Source organism: Paraburkholderia sp. RL17-337-BIB-A (assembly GCF_046025895.1).
GTDB lineage: Bacteria > Pseudomonadota > Gammaproteobacteria > Burkholderiales > Burkholderiaceae > Paraburkholderia > Paraburkholderia fungorum_C.
Genome location: NZ_JARESY010000003.1, coordinates 140293 through 157326, shown reverse-complemented (window position 1 = coordinate 157326; position 17034 = coordinate 140293). Strand labels below are relative to the sequence as shown.

Annotated in this window: 16 protein-coding genes and 1 pseudogene; 11 read left to right on the top strand and 6 right to left on the bottom strand. The window is 62.0% G+C overall.

Annotated elements, in window-relative coordinates; all coding sequences use genetic code 11:
- The first annotated feature begins 4 nt into the window (after nucleotides 1-4).
- The 11 genes and pseudogenes from P0D84_RS38440 (at nucleotide 5) to P0D84_RS38390 (ending at nucleotide 9337) form a co-directional block, all read left to right on the top strand.
- Nucleotides 5-385 (top strand): hypothetical protein, encoded by a 381-nt coding sequence (locus P0D84_RS38440; RefSeq protein ID WP_408346815.1) that lies wholly within the window; start codon nucleotides 5-7, stop codon nucleotides 383-385.
- Nucleotides 382-1365, top strand: a complete 984-nt coding sequence (locus tag P0D84_RS38435; RefSeq protein ID WP_408346812.1) for an N-6 DNA methylase — start codon at nucleotides 382-384, stop codon at nucleotides 1363-1365. The genes P0D84_RS38440 and P0D84_RS38435 overlap by 4 nt, the downstream gene beginning before the upstream one ends.
- A 230-nt stretch (nucleotides 1366-1595) precedes the next feature.
- Nucleotides 1596-3260 (top strand): PRTRC system ParB family protein, encoded by a 1665-nt coding sequence (locus tag P0D84_RS38430; protein ID WP_408349666.1) that lies wholly within the window; start codon nucleotides 1596-1598, stop codon nucleotides 3258-3260.
- 32 nt (nucleotides 3261-3292) lie between these two features.
- Nucleotides 3293-3835, top strand: a complete 543-nt coding sequence (locus tag P0D84_RS38425; RefSeq protein ID WP_408346809.1) for a PRTRC system protein E — start codon at nucleotides 3293-3295, stop codon at nucleotides 3833-3835.
- A 12-nt stretch (nucleotides 3836-3847) separates the two neighbouring features.
- On the top strand, nucleotides 3848-4087 hold the full coding sequence (locus P0D84_RS38420; RefSeq protein ID WP_408346806.1) for a PRTRC system protein C: 240 nt from the start codon (nucleotides 3848-3850) through the stop codon (nucleotides 4085-4087).
- Between the two features lie 96 nt (nucleotides 4088-4183).
- Nucleotides 4184-5323, top strand: coding sequence for a PRTRC system protein F (locus tag P0D84_RS38415; RefSeq protein ID WP_408346803.1), 1140 nt, complete (start codon nucleotides 4184-4186; stop codon nucleotides 5321-5323).
- Nucleotides 5324-5354: 31 nt separating this feature from the next.
- Nucleotides 5355-6080, top strand: coding sequence for a PRTRC system protein B (locus tag P0D84_RS38410; protein ID WP_408346800.1), 726 nt, complete (start codon nucleotides 5355-5357; stop codon nucleotides 6078-6080).
- Nucleotides 6077-6730: a PRTRC system protein A gene (locus P0D84_RS38405; protein WP_408346797.1), complete on the top strand. Its 654-nt coding sequence runs from the start codon at nucleotides 6077-6079 to the stop codon at nucleotides 6728-6730. The genes P0D84_RS38410 and P0D84_RS38405 overlap by 4 nt, the downstream gene beginning before the upstream one ends.
- Nucleotides 6727-7559 (top strand): annotated as a pseudogene (locus P0D84_RS38400) (PRTRC system ThiF family protein). Before P0D84_RS38405 ends, P0D84_RS38400 begins: the two are co-directional and overlap by 4 nt.
- A 105-nt stretch (nucleotides 7560-7664) precedes the next feature.
- A complete protein-coding gene (locus tag P0D84_RS38395; RefSeq protein WP_408346794.1) occupies nucleotides 7665-8144 on the top strand; it encodes a hypothetical protein in 480 nt (159 codons plus the stop codon).
- 167 nt (nucleotides 8145-8311) lie between these two features.
- Entirely contained in the window at nucleotides 8312-9337 is a 1026-nt protein-coding gene (locus P0D84_RS38390; protein WP_408346791.1) for a hypothetical protein, read from the top strand.
- A gap of 67 nt (nucleotides 9338-9404) precedes the next feature.
- Here P0D84_RS38390 and P0D84_RS38385 read toward each other — a convergent pair whose 3' ends face one another.
- From P0D84_RS38385 to hflK, 6 genes are all read right to left on the bottom strand, one after another.
- On the bottom strand, nucleotides 9405-9803 hold the full coding sequence (locus P0D84_RS38385; RefSeq protein ID WP_408346788.1) for a hypothetical protein: 399 nt from the start codon (nucleotides 9801-9803) through the stop codon (nucleotides 9405-9407).
- Nucleotides 9804-10010: 207 nt separating this feature from the next.
- A complete protein-coding gene (locus P0D84_RS38380; protein WP_408346785.1) occupies nucleotides 10011-10313 on the bottom strand; it encodes a hypothetical protein in 303 nt (100 codons plus the stop codon).
- A gap of 351 nt (nucleotides 10314-10664) precedes the next feature.
- Nucleotides 10665-12671, bottom strand: a complete 2007-nt coding sequence (locus P0D84_RS38375) for a heavy metal translocating P-type ATPase (RefSeq protein WP_408346782.1) — start codon at nucleotides 12669-12671, stop codon at nucleotides 10665-10667.
- On the bottom strand, nucleotides 12668-13837 hold the full coding sequence (locus P0D84_RS38370; protein ID WP_408346779.1) for an SPFH domain-containing protein: 1170 nt from the start codon (nucleotides 13835-13837) through the stop codon (nucleotides 12668-12670). The genes P0D84_RS38375 and P0D84_RS38370 overlap by 4 nt, the downstream gene beginning before the upstream one ends.
- A complete protein-coding gene (hflC, locus tag P0D84_RS38365) occupies nucleotides 13834-14898 on the bottom strand; it encodes a protease modulator HflC (protein WP_408346776.1) in 1065 nt (354 codons plus the stop codon). The genes P0D84_RS38370 and hflC overlap by 4 nt, the downstream gene beginning before the upstream one ends.
- 76 nt (nucleotides 14899-14974) lie before the next feature.
- Nucleotides 14975-16888, bottom strand: coding sequence for a protease modulator HflK (gene hflK, locus P0D84_RS38360; RefSeq protein ID WP_408346773.1), 1914 nt, complete (start codon nucleotides 16886-16888; stop codon nucleotides 14975-14977).
- Nucleotides 16889-17034: the final 146 nt, after the last annotated feature.

Genomic DNA, 17034 nt, shown 5'->3' with positions numbered 1-17034 from the left:
AGGCGTGTCCAATCATTTCATCCAAACTTTCATCGATGCGCAGACAGCAGCATGGCGTCACTACAGTGCTATCGCTGCAACCGAAAAGCGGCTGTTCGGGGAGAGTGCAGATCCAGCGGTGCAGGTGCCGGGCACGACACAGATCCTCAATGAACTGCGTCGCACCTACACGACGTTCGCCAGCCGGATCATCTCCAAGGCGCGTGATGATTTTGCCGTAGGTTCGGCCCGTCCAGTCGTCTGCCGCGAGAAGCTGTTCAAGTCCGCGGCGTTCGATATCGAGCGTTCGCTTTCACTGGGCGAGGTGCCAGATTTCGACCGTCTGTGGAGCATGCTGCTCGCTCAGCTTTCGAACATCGGAGCTCCGGCGGGAGAAGCGCTGTGAGTCGAAACTCCGCACAACGCAAACACGATCTGACGGCCGACGAGTGCCAGAAGGCTCTTGTTAGGCTGATTCGGTCGTTTTCCCATGGCCATCATCTGCACACCGTGTTCTCGGATTTCGTGGAACTCAGCGCATTGGCTATCAGCAACAGCGTCGACCTTTCGCAGTATGAGCCGCGTGAAAAACGCTATCTCGACATCATCGGCAAATACAAGCGCGAAGAAGTCGAACGCTTCCCACAGATGCTGGGGCTGCTCACCGAGTCATTCGAAATGCGCGCGCAGGCCATGCGCAAGGCAGGCTCAGGAGGCTTCGCGATGGCATCGGGTGGCCTTACTGATGTACTCGGCGAAACCTACATGATGCTGGAACTCGGAAACGCGAGAGCGGGGCAGTTCTTCACTCCCTATCACGTGAGCAGGTTGATGGCCATGATGACAATTGGCGACGGCGGCCCCGCCGTTCGCGATCATGGCTTCATCCGTGTTCAGGAGCCAGCGTGCGGGGCGGGCGGCATGGTGATGGCAGTCGCAGAGTCTCTTCACGACGCCGGCCACAACTATCAGCAGGCCATGCACGCAACATGCATTGACGTCGATCCATGCTGCGTTCACATGGCGTACGTTCAACTAGCCCTGCTACATATTCCTGCGGTGATCGTACACGGCAACGCACTCACGCTCGACGTCTGGGGCATGTGGTACACGCCCGCGCATATCCTCGGTGGCTGGAGGTGGAAACTGCGCAGACGTGAGGCAGAAGTGCATGCCTCGGAGGTAGTCGCGGTTGAGGATGAAACCGCCGCGACTCGCGCGTACGAGCTTGGTCCCGCGATCGCCGCGACTTGCAACGAACTGGAGGCCGACGTCGCTGTTCTCGATGAGATTGAGCATGCTGTGGCGACGCAAGCAGTACCTGCTACGGTGCAGGCATCGTCAGCGAAGCTTTTTGTGAAGGTAGACCAGCTGGCGCTGTTCTGACCGAGTATCGTTCAACCAACCCGGCTTTGCCGGGTTTTTTTTCGCCTGCGCAAAAGACACGGCGTTTACGCGAGCTTTGCGGCGCCACCCCCTGGACGCGGGCGGTATCTTTCCCAAATCATCCGCGTCCCAGACGCATCGACTCTTAACCCGGCTTCGCCCGGTCCAACTTTGTTCAACCCTTCGGGAACCACTCCCGATGGGGCGGGTTCCCTTCTCGGAGATCCGCAATCCAACAACAACCTACTCTTGCCCTCAGGCACATCACCGTCAGCACCAATCCCCGCACGTATTTCGATGCTGCGGAGATGGAAGAACTGACGGCGTCGGTGCGCGAAAAGGGCGTCATCCAGCCTGTGATCGTTCGCACGCTCGCAGACGGTGGCTATGCGCTCGTCGCCGGCGGCCGTCGATTCAGAGCGGCCATGACCGCACACGGCGAGGATTACGAGATACCTGTCGTCGTGAAGGAGATCGATGAGATCGAGGCAAAACAGCTCGCCATCATTGAAAACATCCAACGCGCCGATATGTCGCCCGCTGAAGAAGCGATCGCCGCAGCCGAGCAGGTCGGGCTGTGCAAGGGCGATCGCGACGAGGTAGCCCGAATCTTCGGCTGGTCGCGCGTCACGCTCGACAAGCGCCTCGCGCTGATGAACTGCAGCCCCTCTGTGCTGGAATCTCTCTGCACGCGGCAAATCCTCCTGGGCCACGCAGAATTGCTGGCCGCTCTTCCCAAGGAGACGCAGGACAAGCTGCTGCCAGTCATCATCAAGGAAGGCAAGCCGGTTGCGGAAGTGAAGAAGACGATCGAGCAGGTTTCCTGTTCGTTGTCGGCTGCGATCTTCGACAAGACCGACTGTGCCGGCTGTCCGCACAATTCGTCCACCCAGGGCGAGATGTTCGGCGAATCGATCGGCACCGGAAACTGTACGAACCGCACCTGCTACAACGAGAAGACCGAAAAGCAGCTTGAGTCGGTCGCATCGAGCCTTCGCGATGAATATCCGGTCGTGCGAATCGTGCGCGCCGGGGACAACCACACACGCATCCAGCTCGCAGTTGAGGGGCCGAAAGGTGTGGGCGAAGAGCAGGCCAAGGCGTGTCACGCGTGCCAGAACTACGGCGCGGCGGTGAGCGGTCTGCCTGATTCGATCGGCAAGGTCTACAAGGGCCAGTGCTTCGATACCGTCTGCAACATGAAGATGGTCGCAAAGCGCCTCCAGGCTCAGAAAGCCGTAGCGGAGCCGAAAGCTGGCGAAAAGCCTGCCTCGGCTGGCAAGGCGGCTGGCAAGTCGAACACGGCGGCGCCGTCGACGACGAGCAATCCGCCGGCGACGGTTGTTGCCGAGTCGGACAGGATCAAGGCGTATCGCGTGGCGCTGTGGCGTAAGGCCCTGCGTCGCGAGGTGGGCGCGGATCCCGCGCTCGCGCAGCGATACCTCGTTTCGATCGCGCTTGCCGGGCAGGCACGCTGTGTGGACGATTCGACGCTCTCCGCGATCTGGGAGAAGTTGACCGAAGAGAAGATCGCTTCGGGCGACGTAGCCAAAGCCGCGAGCGCAGTTGGTGCCGTGGATGACGGGAAGCTCGCGCATGCCGTCACAGGCATCACGGTTGCCGCAATCCAGGGTCTGGACGTCCATCATCTGATCAGCCTGTGTCGTCACCACCGTCTCGACCTCAACCGTCACTGGAAACTCTGCAAGGAGTTTCTGGAATTGATCACGAAGTCGGAAATGATGGTCGTCGCCGACGAGCTGGGCATCCGCGCCGCGCTCGGCGATGACTTCAAGAAGGTGTTTGGCAAGTCGAAGGCGGAGGTCATTGACGCGCTGCTGGACGTCAAGGGCTTCGATTACGCCGGCAAGATTCCCAAGGTTCTCAAGTTCTAAACGCGTCTTCGGGCGCATCGACTGAAGCGGATATGCGCCGCTTCGTTTCCTCTCTCTGGACCGCCCTCGGGTGGTCCTTTTTCTTTCTGTGGAGTGTTTTTATGTTTGTTGCACTGGAACCGTTGTTGAAGTCCTGCGGGACGCTGAAGCTGACGCTCAAGACGAAGGGCGACGAAATGGTCGTCTTCGTCATGCCGGAAGGCCAGACGAAAGATGCAACGCTTCGTCAGCCTCTTGTCATGACGGCAAACGCAGCTGAGCTTGATGCTGGTTTTGTCGAGCACCTGGCCACATACACCGGCGCGCATGCGTCGTTGGCTGAACAGGTGGCGGCAACCGCAGCGATCCTCGGGGAAGCCCAGAAGACGCAGGTCACGAAAGCGACCAAGGCGTTGGCCGGCAAGGGCAGCAGACCCGCCTTGCCAGCACCGGGCGAATCATCAGCGAATGCGGATGAGTCGGACGATGACGACGACACTGGTTCGTCGGACTCGGAACCGACAGCGGCGGCGAGCGCTCCGGCGAGCGTTGCTCCCGCTTCCAGCGGAACCGACATGACGTCCCTTTTCGATTGAGGAGGACCCGCCATGTCGATTTCCATTACCAAGCTGATTCGTGAATTCACCTACAACGGCGTCGCTTTGCTGGACCCGGGCCCCACGTTTTCGCCCGAAGAAATCCGCGATCTCTTCTCCGCGCAGTATCCGGAGTTGACGACCGCGGCGATCGACGGACCGGAATACAAAGGCGAGGTGATGTGCTTCAAGTTCGTGCGTGCGGCCGGTGCCAAAGGCTGTGTTGTTCAAGCCAGTTCCGGCCATGCGTAAGCGTGACCTTCTTAAAGCGCTGTCGAGTCCGGCAGCTGCTTCAACTTCCGAACCGCCCGAAAGGGCGGTTTTTTTTCATGACAAGGAGATCGCAGCATGTTCTTCGATCCTCGACCGGCTGGTTCAGAAGTCGCTGAAGCAGGAGAGCGCTGGCAACCGGCACGCATTGCCGCTGCCCGACATCGACCTCCCAATGATTTTCTGACACTGCCGGCGTTCGACGCATCGGTCACTACCCAGGCAGTGATGCATTGGGGCGCAAGCCCCAGTCACGCTGCACTGGTGGCCTCGCACTTTGACGCTGGTGCTCTGCGCGCCCGCGACATGGACGCGTTTCAGAGTGCTGGACAGGCTTTGGCCAGCGGCTTTGCTGGATTTATCAACCGCCATCAGGCGAGGTGGCTCCGGCTCAACGTCAACTTCGTTCTGTGCGACGTTGAAGCGATACGGGAGCAGATCCAGTATTCCTGCAACTCAGACGAGTTTGAACCTACTTCATCGCTTTATCTCGGTCTTGAAGTCGGCGACGAGCGACTGTATGAGTTCGGCGCGCGCGTTCACGAAATGCGTTTGGTGCATCCGCGGCTGGTGTCCACGGTCATGACGCTGATCAATCGGGCGGCAGGCCGGACGGTCTGGGTGCGGACCCCCGATGAGTTCCTAGGGATGTTCGCCCAGTGGTTCTGGGACGGCGATCCGACTTCATCGGACGAAGATGTCGCGAAAGAGCTTAGCGAACGATTCGGCGATGACAAGGATGAAACAGCCCACTACCTCCCGTCGACGGTGCGGCCGGAATTGTGCCCGTCGGATATGGACGTCGGTGCGTGGTCACCAACACGCCGGCGCTTCGTGCTGAACCATGCTCTTGGCCTGGCGTCGTTGCGGCGTCTTCAGCGTTTTCACACTGGCTGGGTGCGTCGGCTATGTCTTGAGCTCGAAGAGTTGACGCTGCTGTTGCGTCGCGCTGGCAGCCGGAGCCTGTTCGACTGGGGCTACCGGCCCGAGAGCATCTATCCCGCCTGTTCGCTGATCAACGAAGACTGCGAACACATTTCTGAACTGCTTGATAGCCATTACGAGTATTTCAACTCGGGTAGCGACGGTTCGCTCTTTCTCGGCTTCGTGCCACTCGCTGAAACCCCCGACGAAATCCGCAAGCAGTACGCGGATTGGACTCTGGGGTTTTCCATTCTGAACTGTCTCGATCGCGTTACCGCGCTCGTTACTCCTTAATTAAGGTATTTCAATGACTGGTTTGATTGGTTTGAATCTGGGACCGGGCCACGGTTCGGAGGTCTCGGCGACGAGCGCAATCCTGCTCTATTCGCAGAAGACCGGGGGGGTTATCTACGGCACGGTTCATCCCGTGTCGCAGCCCTCGGACGGCGAACGCGCTGCGATCGGCCCTGGGCGCCCACTCGACCGGACGGCATTGCTGTCCTGTCTGGGCGAACTCTCGGCTAACGGAGCACCGAAGGCGGAATTCCTGCCTGAAACCGTGCTCGCTGTTAGCCAGTCCGCGGTGACGTGGTGGTGCAGACCGGGCTTGCGACGTGTCTTCTTTGACTGTCGTGAGCTTGGGAAACGCACTGCGATCGTGCCGCACCCAGGCCTCGTGTTTCATGCGGCAACGAACGGTTTCAGCGTCTTCGCCCTGCAAGGGGACGGTCGCCCGACACCGGATTTGGTACTGCAGGAACCGCCTTACTTCAACACCTGGGATGAGGGAAAGATCTGCATCGGTTCGGCTCACGTGCCGAAGCGGATCGATATCGAATCCATCGCCGGCTGGGAAAGCGGCTTTTTCGAATCCGCGTTCACGCACCCAAATCATGGGGGCAAACGCGTGAACCACCCGAAAGGGGAGTTCGCCTTCTGGAAGGCAATGCTCGACGGGGAATACCCGGTTGAGTTTCCGAAGGATTTCCTTATACCCATGAAAGCAACCCTCGCTGATCTCATCCGCGGGAAACTTGGAGCCAGATTATGAATGCAGGAGATTCCGTATTGCAGCGCTCGTTCCCGACAGTCATGGTGCCCCGGCTTGAGCCGGTGGCGCCGATGGAGGCGTTCGGTGAGCGGTTGCTGATCGCAAAGAATGGCGTTTTTCTCGAAGTGAACCAGCCGTGGCTTTCGTTGGTGCGTCGCATTGCGGCGTACACCGTGGCCACTTCGATTCCCTACGGCGACGTGACCGAATCGACGCATCTCATCTGCGATCGCGTGCCCGAAGCGTTGATTGGTGAGTTCGCACGCATGGCGCGTGCGGCTTCACCCAACGAGACGGGCGCCTGGATCGTCTGGAACGCGGCGACCACGCAGTTTCGTCTCGCGCCGGTCACGATCCTGTCGCACACGCCATCGGCCCTGCGGTATGAGCCGCCGGCGCTGGAAGCGGGTGAAGTGCGGGTGGTTGATTGCCACTCTCACGGCCGGCATCCGGCGTACTTTTCGTCGACCGACGACGCCGACGATCAGCACGAAATCAAGTTCGCGCTTGTCATCGGCAACTGCACGTCGGATTCGCCGAGCATGGCGCTTCGCCTTTGTGCGAAGGGAATTTTCGAGCCATTGGAGCGTGTGCCGTCGTCCTGGTACAAGGCTGTAGCGATGGCGCTTGTCGCACCGGAGGCAGCATGACCGGAGCGATCAGGCATCAATTGCCGAACCACATGGTTGAGAGGGCGTGGCAGGTCATTGTCGTTGGTGCAGGCGGAACCGGTAGCGCGGTATTGTCGAGCCTCGCGCGACTTCACCACGCGATGATCGAGCTCGGGCATGGCGGCGGGATCGAGTGCACTGTCTACGACGATGACCGGGTCAGCCCGACAAACGTCGGTCGGCAGGGTTTCTATCCGAACGACGTGGGCGAGTTCAAGGCTTCGTTGATGGCAACCGACTGAACATGCTCATGGGTACGAGCTGGAAGGCCGAGACGACGCGGTTCTCCCCAACCACGCATTGTTACAACGTGGACCTGATCATCGGTTGCGTTGATACGCGTGCTGCGCGTCGCGCCATTGTGCAGGCGGCTAAATCCTTGAACCTGTACTACCTGGACTGTGGCAATGACACAGACCGCGGTCAGGTGGTCATTGGACAGATGCCGGGCCCGCGCCATACCAAGGCGAATCTGGAGCGTTTGCCGCATGTCGGCGAACTGTTTCCGGACCTGATTGACGCGTCGCTAGACGCTACTGATGAAACGCCTTCCTGTTCGATGGCCGATGCACTGCGCAAGCAATCGCTGGTTATCAATCAGGCAATCGCGGTTCAGGCGTTCAACCTCCTCTGGACGATGTTCAGGACAGGGGCGGTGCCGTTCTCGGGCGTGTTCGTGAACCTCAAAATGGGACGCACGAACCCGATACCGGTTGACCGGGCCGCATGGTCGCGCTTCGGATATGAAGTACCGAAGCCGCCCATGAAGAAGGCGAAAAAGAGCCGTAAAGATAAACAGATTCTCTAAAACAGGTGCCCTCGGAAATTGAGAGGTGTTCGTCATGGGTCCATTCCGACGCTATATGTAAAGGATGGACTCACTTTTCCTCAACTTCATGGATAACCAAACGACATGAAAAGTATCAAAAACTGGTTTCAACAAGGCGCTTCGGCGCGGTTCGGCTACAGCGCTGGCGGTTTTGTCCTTTGCATCTGGACCGCATTGGCTTTCGTCGCTGCAGCGTGCGTTCATCGCATGGCGGGGTATTATTTTCCTCACCACGTGTTCTTCCGTAACTGGGAAGCTGATGTCTCGACGGCTCTGCCGAGCACGCTTGAGCACGTCTTGTGTGCCTTCGGACTGGTTGCGTTCCTGACCATTCTGATGGCTGGCAGGGGCGCGACGGTGCGGCTTCGCGTTTTGGGGACTATGTTCCTTGTCGTTGGCTATTTCGTGTCGACCACACTCGCCTGGGACTATAAGCAGTTCCTCTCCACCCACGACGGCGCTCAACTTGCGCAGATGGGCGGCGATGCCCTTGGGCTGGTCGTTGCTCTTGTCGTCACGTGCTGGCCGGGGCGTACGGCGGCATTGATACAGCAGTCTGCGTAGACGCGGGCTGTGTCTTGTGGACGGCCATCGATGGTCGTCCTTTTCCTTACCCCTGCGGGACAGCCCCGCAGGGGCTGCTCCGCAACTGCATATTCGGAGCTCCACATGGGTGCAACTGTTTTGACGGGCAAGCGCGCGGCGGCATTTAAGGCCCAGATGGCGAATGGATGTTCGCGTTGTTCGAGCGGACCTACGAGAAAAATTGCTATCCGCATGAGGACCACTGGTCGGCGATCGCTTTCGGGCGCTACGCCGAGGTGATGCATAGAGTGTTCCGGCACGCGTCGTCGTGCGAGGGCGGGATGTTGCAAAGCCGTGCCGGCGACATCAAGCCCGAGAACTATATTGAGTCCCGGCGCAAGGAACTGGCGAAGCCGTTTCGCCTGCCTGACTGCCAGATCCGGCTCGAGGTGTCGCCGTCATTGCGCGCGCCAATTCCGGAAAAGTCGCTCGATGAGGTTCGGCAGAGTCTGACCAAGGCCGGATTCGAAGATCGTATCGAGGCGATCGCGCGAGGCGAGGTGGCAGTTTCGCTGGTCGCTGACACGACGCTTCTCTCAGCCATCTACGGTGAGAAGGGGCCGCTGAGCCTCTGGCGCGTGCTGGATGTGAACGACTGCTCGAGTGTGGTGGTTGATGCTGATCTGGCGCTTCCTGCACGATCTGCGTTTGCAATGGACCGGATGCCGGAGGTCCAGTGTTATGCGGTAGGCCGCGAGAACCGGCTCGTCTCGATTGATGCGCACCCGTGGCATGAGGCAGGCTGGCAGTATAAGGCGGTGGGTGATTTCATTACCGGTGTTGCTTACGCGGTAGAGACGGAGGCGCCCGGGTTCGCAAAACGCGCTATCCCGGCGTTTCGTGACATTCTCCGCAGTGCGAATCCGCTACCGAACGAGACAGGGATTGTCATTGCCCGGTTGCCGGAAGGCGTCGACGACCACTATGCCCGCACGGCGGACGAACTGGCCCGCGGTCTGGGGCTAGCGGATGCCGAGGGACGTGCGCCGGCGCAATTCAGGTTTCGCCTCGGTGATATTCCTGTCGATCCGGATGGATTGCTTCTGTACCGCTTGTGCGGATTGCGACGCGAACAGGTGACGTTGTCGGTGCCCAAGCAGGAAGACGCGGTTGAGGCATTGCGGCCGGTGGCTCACACCGACCTGACGCAGCTAGCGCTTGAATGGATTTAACCTCTCTTGAAGCAGCGCCGCCCCCGAAGTCTGGGGACGGATTTTTTTGCCAATGGCGCGTCACGAATCACCAGCGCCGGCGCTGGCGCATGTAGACGGCGAGGCCAAGCAGGCCGACGAAAATGACCTCGACGCCCCACGTCATCCACGCACTGTTAATGAATGGTGACTGCATCGGATGGCAGTAGCTTTCCGTGTCGCTTCCGCCGTTCGCGATGCTATCGAGAACCGGCCACGTAGTAGGCCATCCGATCACGAGAAAGCCTGCGGCGATCGGTACAGCGAAGTCATCGAGAAAGCGCCACGCGGCGAAGGAAATGCCGGCCACAACAAGAACCGATAGCGCTGTGGTGCAGACCGAAGAGAAGCTGGCGCCGAGTGCGCGTGAAACCCACAGGGTCGCACCAAAGAAAAGCAACAAAACGATCGCAATGACTATCATGGTACCGTCGTCACGGTTCTGCATTTGAAACACCTCTTATGGTTGGGGGAACGGATAACCACCAGTAACGGCGTGTCGTCGCCGCTTCTGTAGGCTCAGAACGCGAACGCGCTCCGCTGGGGGCTTGCGGTTGCCGGATGACTGTCGGAGGTCGCGAGCAATTGCGGGGCGCGCGCGGCAAGGAGCGCGTCGTAGCGTTGCGCGACCGAGCCGGCCGTCGTGTGTTCGACGTCAATGGCGACCGGCGCCGCGACGCGTGTGCGTACGCTCGCGAGAAGCGCGGCTTCTTCGGCAGTCGGACGCACAGCCGGCCAACCGGACGTGAAAAGCAGATGTGCGGGTATTTCCGCTTCGATCGCCTGACTCGATGTCCACTTTCAATGAACGCGAAAGCAGGTCGGGCGAAACGTCAGCGAGCCAGCGTTGGCCCTGAAAGGCGAAGGTGGACACCGCTTCCATTGCGACCATTTCGCGGTAGAGGTCGTGGTTGTCGGCGTAGCCGGCGCCAGCATGCAGCTCGTCGAGCGAACTCATGATGCAGAACGTGCACCAGACCCGCGACGCGCCCTCAGGAGATTCAGATGCAACCAAAAACCAAAAACCGATCCCGATTGACACGGAAAGTCATGTCAGTCCATCGACCCGAACTAGCCAGTCATATCGCAGCGGCGAAGGGCCGATAAGAGCGAGAGACCGGACATAGGCGGACCGACCATGGGCAATCCTTTGCACCGCCCCGGCCTGTGTGTTCAATCAATGTCTCGACTAGCGGGCGCATGAGTCTGCATTCTTGAATGCAAATCAGCAATTTCGGATGTGTCGCTCTCACTACCCAGGTGGTCCTCCCGCGCTAATCGATAACATGGAAGCCAGGTCAGGGAAGCCTCATGTGTTGCCGTCCCGCATGGGGGCGGGCAGATGGATACCTTCGTCCATTCGCAGCAGCCGGCCCGCGTTGGCGATCACGATGAATGTACCCAGGTTATGCAAGAGCGCAACCCAGACGGCGCTGAGCACGCCGGTCGCGGCAAGCGCGATCACCGCGGCAGTCCACCCCAATCCGATCGCGGCATTGACCGCCGCCGTGCGCAGGCAGCGCCGCCCGAGGCGGACACACGTTGGGATACGACGCAAGTCGTCGCCGAGCAGCACGACATCGGCCGACGCCACTGCAATGTCGATACCTCGCTCGCCCATCGCAATGCTGGTGGGGCCGGCTTTGATGGCGAGCACATCGTTCAGGCCGTCGCCCACGACTAGCGGGCGATAACCCGCCGCCATTTCCCGCACGACGTAATCGAGCTTGTCGTGCGGCAGTGCCTGCGCGACGACCACGGCAATGCCGGTCTCCGCTGCCAGTTTGCGCGCCACCGGCTCGCGGTCTCCGGTCAACAGTGTCTGACGTGTCAGCCCGAGCTCCCGCAACTCCGCCAGCGCATCCTTTGCTTCCGTACGCAGTGCGTCGGCAAACCCGAACCACGCGAGCAATCGGCCGTTCAATGCAAGACCGACGCAAGGTCCTTCGATCTCGCGGCGCGGTTCCGGCAAAGCCTGTACGTAGTCCGCGAGCAAGCCGTAGCGGCCCAGCACCGCAACACCTTCCGGCGTCTCCGCAAGGACGCCCAACCCGCGCCGTTCGCGGGCGTGTTCGAACGGCGCCCGTTCGAATCCAGCCGGTCCGGCTTCAGTTGCGTAACGCAGCAGCGCGCGGCTCACCGGATGCGCACTGCTGCCGCCAAGGCGCGCCGCGAGTTCGAGAACCTGGGCCGCGTCGGCGCCGGGTTCCAGCATCACGTCTTCAACACGCAATTCGCCGTAGGTCAACGTGCCGGTCTTGTCGATCACCAGCGAATCGATCTGCGCAAACTTGTCGAGAAACGCGGCGCTTCTGAACAGGATGCCGTGGCGCGCGCCCGCCGCGATGCCGGCAATGGCCGTCGATGGCGCGGCGAGCACCAGCGCGCACGGACACGCCGCGACAATCACGGCCAGCATCGCCGATGCATTCGCCGACACGAACCACACGATCGCCGCAATCAGCAGGACGAGGCACAAATAGCCGCCCATGTAGCGTTCGAGAAGCTGTGTAATCGGCGGCTTCGCCTGCTCGGCACGCTGCATCAACTCGATGATCTTGCCGAGCGTCGACTGCTTGCCCGCATGGGTGACTTCGATACGCAACGGGCCGTCGAGATTCATCGCGCCGCCGAATACAGTCGAGCCCGGCTCGACATCGAGCGGCACCGACTCGCCGGTAATCGGCCCATTGTCGACACTGGAGTCGCCATGCTGAACGACACCGTCGGCAGGAATCCGCGCACCGGCGACGACTTCGATGTGGTCGCCCGCCCGCACCGCGTCATACTGCACTTCTTCGATCGAACCATCGGCTTTCACGCGCCGCACCTTGCCCGAGGTCAGCCTGCCGAGCGCCCGGATCGCCTCCTGCGATCCGAGCACGCTGCGCTCTTCGAGTGCGTGTCCGAACGTCATGACGATCGGCAACAATGCGGCCGTCGCCATGTCGCCCACCGCCCACGCCGCCAGCATCGCGAGTGCGATCAAACGGTCAGTCACGCCGTGCAGACTGGGGGACTTCAGGCTGTGCCACGCGCCGGCAAACACTGGACCGGCGACAACCAGCGAAGCGAGGCCGGCCAGAACCTGCGCAAGCGCTTCATCAGCTGGCGCAAAGGCGCGCCATGCTGTCGACATGATCAGCAGACCGCCGGCCAGCAACGCAAGCGCGACTTGCCGCGTAACGCCGCGTTGCTCGGAGGCCGATAAAACAATCGCGCGCCCCTGGGCGACGCCGTTCGCTTCGTCGACATGCGAGGCGTGCGCGTGGGCGTGCTCGCCTGTGTGCGTTGTGTGCTCGACTCCGGTGCTCATCGCGCGTTTCCCGGCAGGATCAGATTCGATGTGTCGCGCGGTCCGATGGTCGTCACGCTGCCCGCTTTCGAGAGGACCGACTGGACGCGATCCCGATACACGCGCGCGAGAAGCCCGGGATCGCTGTTGGTGCGAAGCGGCACTTCCAGTTGCTGAATGGTCATGGTTTTAGCCTGCGCGGTGGCGACCCGCTCAACGGCGCTCGCCTGCGCGTTCTGCACGATCCGGTCGGCATCCTGTTGCGCGTCCTGGCGTGTCTTTTCAGCAGACGTGCGGGCCTCGGCCATGCTGCGCTCGGCCACCTGCAACGAGGTCAGCACCGAATTGAACGCGCTCACGGCGGCGGCCGGAAACGTCACCTCGACGTCGACACGCGCGACTTCCACGCCGAGTCCCGCATGCTGTGCTTCGAGCTCGCGCAAGTGGCGTTCGACTTCCTGCGCGAGATCGCCCCGCAAACGCTCACGCTTTATTGCGACCTGCTGATCCGCTGACAACAACTCGGGACGCGCGACGAGAATCGCATCCAGATCACGCCGGGCCACGACGCTGACCGCGGAGGCGGACACGATCCGCTCGAGCGCCGCAGCAAGCCGGTCTTTCTGCAGGACATACGCATAGGGGTCGACGACCTGGTAGTACAACGTGGCGCGCAACTGCAATACGCCGTTGTCGCCGGTGAGCACATAACCGGAGCCGGCTAGCGCATCGGGCAGCCGCGCAACGGGCGGCGCCGCGTCGGGGCCGCCCGCGTCGTCCGGCGCGGGCGGTGGGCCGGGTGGCCCATCCTCCGGCCCGATCACGGCCCCGGTGCCGGACGATCCTTGAGCCGGTGGCGTTGCCTCCGGCACATTCATGTCGGCGGCGCGCGCACGCGGGTCACGTTCGAGCGACTGGATGCGTTGCTCCAGAACCCGTGCACTGCCGGGCACCAGCAGGATCGACTCGAACGGGCGTGGCCAGGCAATCAACAGGCCCGCGTCCTGAGTGCGCACGAACGCGCCGAACCGCAACACGACCGCACGGCTATCCGGCGGAATCCGCCGGATGTTCGACCCGGCCCAGGCGCCGGCGGCGAGCACGACCAGCGCGGCGACAAACCAGAACGAGAGTCGTACCGCCTGGGCGCCCGGGCCGAGCGGGGGCAAGCCGGTGTCCGTGCTCATCGCGCGGACCTGATTTTTTTCGACGCGGACGCCGAGCCGGCGCCGGGCTGCGGCAACGACTCGGGGCTCAGTGCGGTGGGGCCCTGCACCAGAGCCTGGAACGGCGCGGCATCGGTGCGCAGAATCAGATTCGTATTGGTGCTGACCACCGAGTCGAGGGTGTCGAGCGAGCGCAACATCGTGTAGAGCCGCGGATTGCCCGCGTAGGTGGTGCCATAGATTTCGGCGGCGTCTTTACGGGACTGCGCCTCGATCTGCGCCGCTTTCACATTCGCATCGGCGACGGCAAGCCGGGCATCGCGGTCCGCATCCGAGCGGATCTGCGCGGCCTCGCGGTTGCCGTCTGCCGTGCGCTGCGCGGCTACCGTCTCGCGCTCGGCGCTCATCCGGCTGACCGTGGCCGCGAGCGTCACGGCCGGCAGCGTCAACCGCTCCAGCCCCACTTGCACGACATGTACGCCGTAAGCCGAGTACAACTGCGCGTCGATCTGACTGCGCAACGCGTCTTCAAACGCGGAGATGTGCACCTGGGACGGATCCGTGTTGACCAGCGACGCAAGGTCGAACCCCGCCGACGTGGTTTGCAGCGACGAGCCAAGCAAAGAGCGGATTTGCTGCGCGGCCTCGTCGGGCTGGTTGCCCACGGCCCGAACGAAACGGCGCACGTCGTTCGGGTCCGCCGCGACGCGCCACGCAACATACGCCTGCACGATGATCCGCAAGCCGTCACGCGTGCCGACGTCCTGCAAACCGCTCGACGTGGTATGCAGGCGCAGGTCGACCGGCACCACCGCTTCGATCGGCGCAGGCAGACGCCACGCGAGGCCCGGTTCGAGCAGCACGCGCACGGGTTGACCAAAGCGCGTGATCACCGAGGCTTCGCCCGCACGAACGGAGATGAAACTCGCCACCGTGATCGCCACGGCCACGCAGAGCAACGCAAGCAGAACCCGGCCATAGAACGGCCCGCCGCGCGCAGCCTGCGCATCGCCGCCATCGTGATGATGAGGGTGGTGATGCCCGTGATCGTGACCGTCTGCATGTGAATGGAACAAACTCATGTTGTCACCTTAAAAACAGCTTCGCCGACATCGGGCGTGCGTCTCTGTACGACGCGTGTACGACGCGGCCCGGATGTCAATTGCCGTGAGGAATGCCGGTGAGATCGCCCGCGGTGAACGAGCGCAAGTCGATGGTTGCGCGGCGGTCGGCGGTCAGCCGGTCGTCGATCACCGTGATGCGTGCGTTCTGCAATCCTTTCTGCAACTTGCTCAGGTAGTACTCGAAGGGAAAAGCCGGCCCGCCGAGCCGGTATGCGACCGTGTCGGCTTCGAAGTTGATCTGCTGCACGCGCGCCGCCGCCATCGTGTCGGCCGCCCGGGCGCTCGCCTGGGTGACGCTTGCCTGGGCCTGTTGCCGCGCATCGCCGAGCAATCCCGCCGCAAAGCCGTGCGCCTCGGCAACACTCGCCTGCGCACGAATCTGCGCGGCCTGCACGTCGTGATAAGCCGCGGCCGCCCCCGACGGCGGATGGACGCTTTCGATCACCACCGCCACGACTTCGATACCGCTGGCAAGCTGGTCCAGTTGCCGTTGAACGGCACCGCGCACACTCTCGGCCATGGCGGTCTGGCTCGTCTCGAGCAAGGCCTGCAGCGTATGCGACGCGAGGTAATGCACCACCTCGCGATTGGCGATCGAGCGCACTGTGCTCTCCGGATCGACCGACCGGTAGAGCGCCGCACGCGCTGCCGCGTCGCTCAAGCCAACGCGGTAGTCGAGCCGCACGTCGGCGTTGACGATCTGAAAGCTCTGCTGCTCGCCGGTGGCACCCGCGATCACCTGGCTCGTGTCCCATGGATGCTGGACGTCCCAGAGACGATTCAACTGTTCGGGCGTCGGGCCGTCGGCGGGCGTGGCCGGCGCGGCGACGCTGCTGTCGTCGGCGCCGCCTGACACGATGATCTGATGCACGGCACCGTTGTCGACGAGACGAGCCTTGCCGAAAGGCCAGGGCAAACCGAAATGGACGCCCGGCGGCCAGACCGCCACCGGCGCACCGAACCGTTCGTATACCGCACGCTGGGACGGACCCAGCACGACGACTGACGTCAACAACCACGCACACGCCACCATCGACACGACGGTGACAGGCAACAGCCGCACAAAACTGCGCAGCACCCAGTTCTGACGCAGATCGATACCGTAGCGGTCATGCAACTCAGCGCCGATGGACGAGAGCGGCGAGCGGCGATAACGCAACATACCCGCGATGACGCTCGACGGGACATGAGTCGCGTTTGCACCGGCGCGCGGCGCGAAGAACCACAGAAGCGTGGCGCGGATCATCATTTCGACGGTAATCGCAGCACTGAGCACAGCCGCTCCATGCACCACCAGATCGAGCGCCGTGTGCAGGTAGACGAACCACGCGGCCGATAGCGCAGCAGCGAGCGCGCACACCACCAGAACGCGCAGCATCCCGGCGAGCGATACAGATAGCGAGGCACGGGATTGCTCCGCATCCTGTGCGTAGAAACGCTCGGCGACGAGCGTGAAAAAAGCAAGCGCCAGTGCAGCAGCGCCGCTAACGATCACAAGAGACGATGAGACCAGCGCGTGAACGAGCGCGGTGGGCGAAAGCGGCTGCAACGCCGTCGCGGCGATCGCGACGGAAAGACAGCCGCAAATGGCCATGCCCCACGGTTGCCAGTGGAAAGCCCGGACTGCGAGACTCAAGGACGGCGCCTCGGCATCGTGCCGGACAAGCTGCCTGAGGAAGCTTACGCCCAGCTTCCAGCCTGATCCCTGTGCCGGATTACGTGGCGTGCGTGCCATTGACGGTTGCCAAAACGTGGCAACGAACACATTCAGGCACGCGCTCGCCAGAACCGCGCTCCAGCGCAGATCGACAGGTGGGGTTTTCAGAAGGCTCAGAGTGCCAAGCAGACCCGCGAGTCCTAGGGCCACCCATCCAATCATCGAAGCTTCGCCACGTCCAGACGGTCGCTTGCCCAAATCGTTTTCTTCGCCGGCAGGCCGATCTGACATCAGTATTCCTTGCGAACACGTTACAAACCGGGAGAGAAACAGCTTCCCCGAGGGCAACCGCAATGCTGCGCGAGCCGCAATTTAGCGCGCCAGGATAGGAAACTCAAGGTTAGTCTGCGAATGAATCGCCGGGCAGGAACACACGC

What these genes read in the sequence shown, in the direction of transcription:
- P0D84_RS38415 (WP_408346803.1), top strand. Translation starts at nt 4,184, where the DNA reads ATGTTCTTCGATCCTCGACCGGCTGGTTCAGAAGTCGCTGAAGCAGGA.
- P0D84_RS38420 (WP_408346806.1), top strand. Translation starts at nt 3,848, where the DNA reads ATGTCGATTTCCATTACCAAGCTGATTCGTGAATTCACCTACAACGGC.
- P0D84_RS38425 (WP_408346809.1), top strand. Translation starts at nt 3,293, where the DNA reads ATGCGCCGCTTCGTTTCCTCTCTCTGGACCGCCCTCGGGTGGTCCTTT.
- P0D84_RS38395 (WP_408346794.1), top strand. Translation starts at nt 7,665, where the DNA reads ATGAAAAGTATCAAAAACTGGTTTCAACAAGGCGCTTCGGCGCGGTTC.
- P0D84_RS38405 (WP_408346797.1), top strand. Translation starts at nt 6,077, where the DNA reads ATGAATGCAGGAGATTCCGTATTGCAGCGCTCGTTCCCGACAGTCATG.
- P0D84_RS38375 (WP_408346782.1), bottom strand. Translation starts at nt 12,671, where the DNA reads ATGAGCACCGGAGTCGAGCACACAACGCACACAGGCGAGCACGCCCAC.
- hflC (WP_408346776.1), bottom strand. Translation starts at nt 14,898, where the DNA reads ATGAGTTTGTTCCATTCACATGCAGACGGTCACGATCACGGGCATCAC.
- P0D84_RS38385 (WP_408346788.1), bottom strand. Translation starts at nt 9,803, where the DNA reads ATGCAGAACCGTGACGACGGTACCATGATAGTCATTGCGATCGTTTTG.
- P0D84_RS38370 (WP_408346779.1), bottom strand. Translation starts at nt 13,837, where the DNA reads ATGAGCACGGACACCGGCTTGCCCCCGCTCGGCCCGGGCGCCCAGGCG.
- P0D84_RS38380 (WP_408346785.1), bottom strand. Translation starts at nt 10,313, where the DNA reads ATGAGTTCGCTCGACGAGCTGCATGCTGGCGCCGGCTACGCCGACAAC.
- hflK (WP_408346773.1), bottom strand. Translation starts at nt 16,888, where the DNA reads ATGTCAGATCGGCCTGCCGGCGAAGAAAACGATTTGGGCAAGCGACCG.
- P0D84_RS38390 (WP_408346791.1), top strand. Translation starts at nt 8,312, where the DNA reads ATGTTCGCGTTGTTCGAGCGGACCTACGAGAAAAATTGCTATCCGCAT.